The organism is Amycolatopsis sp. NPDC006125 (genome assembly GCF_040614195.1).
In the GTDB taxonomy this organism is placed as follows: Bacteria; Actinomycetota; Actinomycetes; order Mycobacteriales; family Pseudonocardiaceae; genus Amycolatopsis_E; species Amycolatopsis_E tucumanensis.
Map to the genome: position 1 here is coordinate 1 of NZ_JBEXTZ010000205.1, position 4,725 is coordinate 4,725.

At 70.8% G+C, this 4,725-nt stretch carries 3 protein-coding genes and 1 pseudogene; 1 reads left to right on the top strand and 3 read right to left on the bottom strand.

Going from position 1 to position 4,725, the window contains the following annotated elements:
• Positions 1 to 175: 175 nt before the first annotated feature.
• Positions 176 to 2,737 (bottom strand): aminopeptidase N, encoded by a 2,562-nt coding sequence (gene pepN, locus ABZ193_RS43280; RefSeq protein ID WP_354714637.1) that lies wholly within the window; start codon positions 2,735 to 2,737, stop codon positions 176 to 178.
• A gap of 131 nt (positions 2,738 to 2,868) precedes the next feature.
• Here pepN and ABZ193_RS43285 point away from each other — a divergent pair, with 131 nt between their 5' ends.
• A complete protein-coding gene (locus ABZ193_RS43285) occupies positions 2,869 to 3,480 on the top strand; it encodes a DsbA family protein (RefSeq protein ID WP_237339528.1) in 612 nt (203 codons plus the stop codon).
• Here the strand turns inward: ABZ193_RS43285 and ABZ193_RS43290 are convergent.
• Positions 3,467 to 4,144, bottom strand: coding sequence for an MBL fold metallo-hydrolase (locus ABZ193_RS43290; protein WP_354714639.1), 678 nt, complete (start codon positions 4,142 to 4,144; stop codon positions 3,467 to 3,469). The genes ABZ193_RS43285 and ABZ193_RS43290 overlap by 14 nt on opposite strands.
• Positions 4,141 to 4,659 (bottom strand): annotated as a pseudogene (locus tag ABZ193_RS43295) (2-phosphosulfolactate phosphatase); the annotation flags it as partial. The pseudogene ABZ193_RS43295 and the gene ABZ193_RS43290, both read right to left, overlap by 4 nt.
• Positions 4,660 to 4,725 lie beyond the last annotated feature (66 nt).

Consider the following 4,725-nt stretch of genomic DNA (forward strand, 5'->3'; position numbering starts at 1 on the left):
TCAAGGCGGGAAAGCGTGCCTTGACAAGCCTGGTCGGCGACTAAAGATCGGCTGTGGATCGGGGGCGGGGGAGGTCTGGTTGGGGTAGTCGGCTTGCTTGCGTTGCCGGCTTGCGGTTGCTCAAAAGAAGGGGGCGCCGAGCTGTTGTCGCCCGGCGCCCCTTTGCTTCTGTTGATCAGGCCTCGTCGAATTCCCGTGCTGCCAGTGCGCGCACGATGCCGGCTCGGCCTTCCGAAACCAGCCGCCGTAGGGCAGCGGGGTGGTCGCCCGCCAGCCACTCGTCCGCGGCCTGCACCGTGGCGTGTTCGACCGCCCAGGCGGGGAACAGGCCGACGACCGTGGGCTGGGCGCGTTCGCTCGACCGGCGGGACCAGACCTCGTCGATGGCGGCGAAGTAGGTGCTCACGTAGCCCGTCAGCAGGTCCTTCTGCCCGGGGTGGGAGAAGCCGCCGATGATGGCGTTGCTCATCGCGTTCGGGAGGTCGTCGTCGTAGACCGCGCGCTGCCACGCCTCCGCCTTGGCCTCCGGGGTGGGGCGCAGGGCGCGGGCGTGCTCGGCGTGGCGTCGGCCCGTCGCGGTGTCGTCCCGGGCCAGTTCCGCGTCGATCTCCTCGTCCGCCGCCCGGCCGTGCGCCACCAGCGCGTTCAGCAGGCGCCAGCGCAGGTCCGCGTCGACCACGAGGCCCTCCAGCGGGTTCGACCCGTCGAGCCAGCCTGCCAGCACGTCGACCGTCGCGTCGTCCAGGACCGAACCGGTCAGCGAGTTGACGAACGCCAGCTGGTGGTCCGAGCCCGGCTCGGCGGCGCGGGCCAGCTCCAGCAGCTTCCGGGTGAACTGCGGCCATCCCTCGGCCGCCGCCCAGGACGGCTGCGCGTACGAGTTCAGCGCGGTCTGCGCCTGCAGCAGCAGTCGCTGCACGACACCGACCTCGGTCTCCGCGTGGATCCCGTGCAGCACGATCTGCAGGAAGTCCCTGGCCTTCAGCTCGGCCTCGCGGGTCATCTCCCACGCCGCCGACCAGCACAGCGTCCGCGGCAGCGGCTCGGTGATGTCGGCGATCCGGTCGACCAGCGTGGTCAGCGAACCGGCGTCCAGGCGCATCGTGCAGTAGGTCAGGTCGTCGTCGTTGACCAGCACCAGCTTGCCCGCGGGCTGCCCGACCAGGTCCGGCACCTCGGTGCGCTCGCCCTCGACGTCCAGCTCCACCCGCTGCTTGCGGACCAGCTTGCCGTTCTCCTCGTCGTAGATGCCGACCGCGATGCGGTGCGTGCGCAGCTCACCGGCGCCCGGCTTCGCGCCGGTCTGCAGCACCGCGAACGACGTGAACCGGCCTTCGGCGTCGGTCTCGAACTTCGGCCGCAGCGAGTTCAGGCCGGTCGTCTCCAGCCACTGCGCGCTCCACCCGGACAGGTCGCGGCCCGACGCCTCCTCCAGGGCGCTGAGCAGGTCGGCCAGCGTCGCGTTGCCCCACGCGTGCTTGCCGAAGTACACCCGCAGCCCGGCCAGGAAGTGGTCCAGCCCGACGTAGGCCACCAGCTGCTTCAGCACGCTGGCGCCCTTGGCGTAGGTGATGCCGTCGAAGTTCACCTCGACGGCCTGCAGGTCCACGATGTCGGCTGCGATCGGGTGCGTCGAGGGCAGCTGGTCCTGCCGGTAGGCCCACGACTTCTCGATGTTGGCGAAGCTCGTCCAGGCGTGCTCGTACTCGGTGGCCTCGGCCTGCGCCAGCACGCTCGCGAACGTCGCGAACGACTCGTTCAGCCACAGGTCGTCCCACCAGCGCATGGTGACCAGGTCGCCGAACCACATGTGCGCCATCTCGTGCAGCAGCGTCTCGGCGCGCCGCTCGTAGGCGTAGCGGGTGACCCGGCTGCGGAAGACGTAGTCCTCCAGGAACGTCACCGCGCCCGCGTTCTCCATCGCGCCCGCGTTGAACTCCGGCACGAACAGCTGGTCGTACTTGCGGAACGGGTACGGCGTGGCGAACGCCTTGTGGTAGAAGCCGAAACCCTGCTTGGTCTCGGTGAACAGCCGCTCGGCGTCCATGTGCTCGGCCAGCGACGCGCGGCAGTAGATGCCCAGTGGGATCGTGCCGTGCTCGTCGGTGTACTGGTCGTGCCACTCGGCGTACGGGCCGGCGATCAACGCGACCAGGTACGTCGAGATGCGCTCGGAGGTGGCGAAGACCGTGCGGGTGGTGCCCTCGGCGGTCTTCTCGGTGCTCTCCACCGGCGCGTTGGACACGACCTTCCAGTCGCTCGGCGCGGTGACCGTCAGCCGGTAGGTGGCCTTGAGGTCGGGCTGGTCGAAGCAGGCGAACATGCGCTTCGCGTCGGCCGTCTCGAACTGCGTGTACAGATACACGGCGTCGTCGACCGGGTCGACGAACCGGTGCAGGCCCTCGCCGGTGTTCATGTAGCGGCAGTCGGCCTCGACGACCAGCTCGTTGGTCGCGGCGAGGTTCGGCAGCTCGACGCCGTTCTCCTCGGTGTAGCCGGAGACGTCCAGCGCCGTGCCGTTGAGCGTCGCGGAGCGGACGGAGCCGGCGACGATGTCGACGAACGTGCTCGCGCCCGGCTTCGTGGCGGCGAACCGGATCGTTGTCTTCGAGTCGAAGCTTCTCTCGCCCGGGCCGCCGTTACCGTCCGTGAGGTCGAGGGCGATGTCGTAGGACTCGACCTCGAGCAGCTCGGCACGCTGTTTGGCTTGGTCACGGGTCAGGTTAGGGGCGGGCACAGGCACCTCGGAAACGCTCGCGGTTGTCATTCTCGGTGATCCCGCTATCCAATCATGTTCCGGCGGGGAACAAGTGCCCTCCGCGTGCTGTTGGCCCGTTTGACGGCCCAGCACCCACAGGGAGAACACTGATGACCGCAGAGCGCACACGCGTGGACTTCTACTTCGACCCCGTCTGCCCGTTCGCCTGGATCAGCTCGCGCTGGATCCTGGAGGTGGAGAAGCAGCGCGACCTCGACCTGAACTTCCGCGTCATGAGCCTCGCGGTCCTCAACAGCGGGCGCGACCTGCCCGCGGAGTACAAGGAGCTGCTGGAGAAGGCGTGGGGCCCGGTGCGCGTGGCCACGGCGCTCGCCCAGGAGAAGGGCGAGGCGATCCTGCGGGACTTCTACACCGAGTTCGGCACCCGCTACCACAACCAGGGCAACAAGGACATCCCCGAGGTCACCCGCCAGGCCCTGGAGGCCATCGGCGCGCCCGCCGACCTCGCGTCCGCCGCCGACTCCGCCGAGTACGACGACGCGCTGAAGAAGAGCCACCACGAGGGCATGGACCCGGTCGGCATGGACGTCGGCACCCCCACCATCCACATCGACGGCGTCGCGTTCTTCGGCCCGGTGCTCAGCTCGATCCCGAGGGGCGAGGACGCCGTGAAGGTGTTCGACGGCGCCCGGCTGCTGGCGAGCTACCCCGACTTCTACGAGCTCAAGCGCACCCGCACCGGCGAGCTCAACTTCGACTGAGCTCGTCGCGCTGGGCGGCCACGAAGTCCGGGCCGACCGGATCGCCGTGCCCCGGCACGACGGTGGCGGGGCGCAGGTCGAGCAACCGGTCCAGCGCCGACGGCCAGTGCGCCGGGTGCGCGTCCGGTCCGATCGACGGCGGGGCGCCCTGCTCGACGAGGTCACCGGCGAACAGCACCCCGGCGTCCGGCACGTGCACGGCCACGTCGTGGTCGGTGTGCGCCACGCCGGGGTGGACCAGCTCCACGGTCCGCCCGCCGAGGTCCAGCTGGACGCTTTCGGTGAGCAGGTGGTCCGGCAGCACCAGCCGGGCCGCCGCGAGCCGCTCGGCTTCCGGCTTGCCCGCCAGCCGACGCACCCACTCCGCCCGGTCGGACTCGCCTTCGCGGACGAGCGCGTCCCGGCAGCGTTCCTGCGCCCACACCGGGCAGGGCAGGAACGCGGCGGTGCCGAAGTGGTGGTCGAAGTGGGCGTGGGTGATGACCACGGTCCACGGCAGCGCGGTGATCTCGCGGACCTCCGCCGCGAAGGCCGCGCCGTGGACCTCGTCGCCGCCGGTGTCGATCACCAGGCACCGCTCGGCGCCCACGACCAGACCGAGCGTCTGGTCCAGGTGCTCGTAGCGGCGGGCGTGCACGCCGTCGGCCAGTTCGAGCCAGGTCACGCGGCCTCCAGGAGATCGTCGACCAGGACGGGGACGGCCGTGCTGACGTCCACCTGCGCGGCCAGCTCGACGTCCCGTTCGTGGCCGTTGGCGGTGAGTTCCCGGCCGGAGACACATCCGCGCAACGCCTCGGCGATGTCCGTGCCGCGGTAGGCGGTGGCGGCCAGCAGCGCCTCGGGGGAGGCGACGCGGCCGGACAGCGCGGCGGCGATCGCGCCCGCGCCGAGCAGGTCCTCCACACACGGCCGGAGCGGTCCGCGGGGAGCGGTCGTCGTGATGTTGATGCCCCAGCGCTCGCCCGCCGGGACGACGCCGACCGGGCGCCCACCGGCCAGCCGGTCCGCCGCGGCCGCGACCGCCGAGGCGTTGCGCAGGCAGCCGACGAGCACCGTCGCGCCGGTCTCCGCGGCCTCGGCGCACAGGGTCGCGCCGTTCGGGGACGGCAGGTCGAGCAGCCCGGGATCCAGGCCGACCGCGGCCGGCCGCGGCACCCCGCCCCCGCGCCAGCAGATCGGAAGAGGGGCGGGGTGGGAAAGAGTGTTAAACGTCCTGTGTAGATATCGGTGGTGGGCGTAGAAATA

Excerpts from the sequence above, each read along its gene's own strand:
- ABZ193_RS43285 (WP_237339528.1), top strand. The coding sequence starts at position 2,869 with ATGACCGCAGAGCGCACACGCGTGGACTTCTACTTCGACCCCGTCTGC.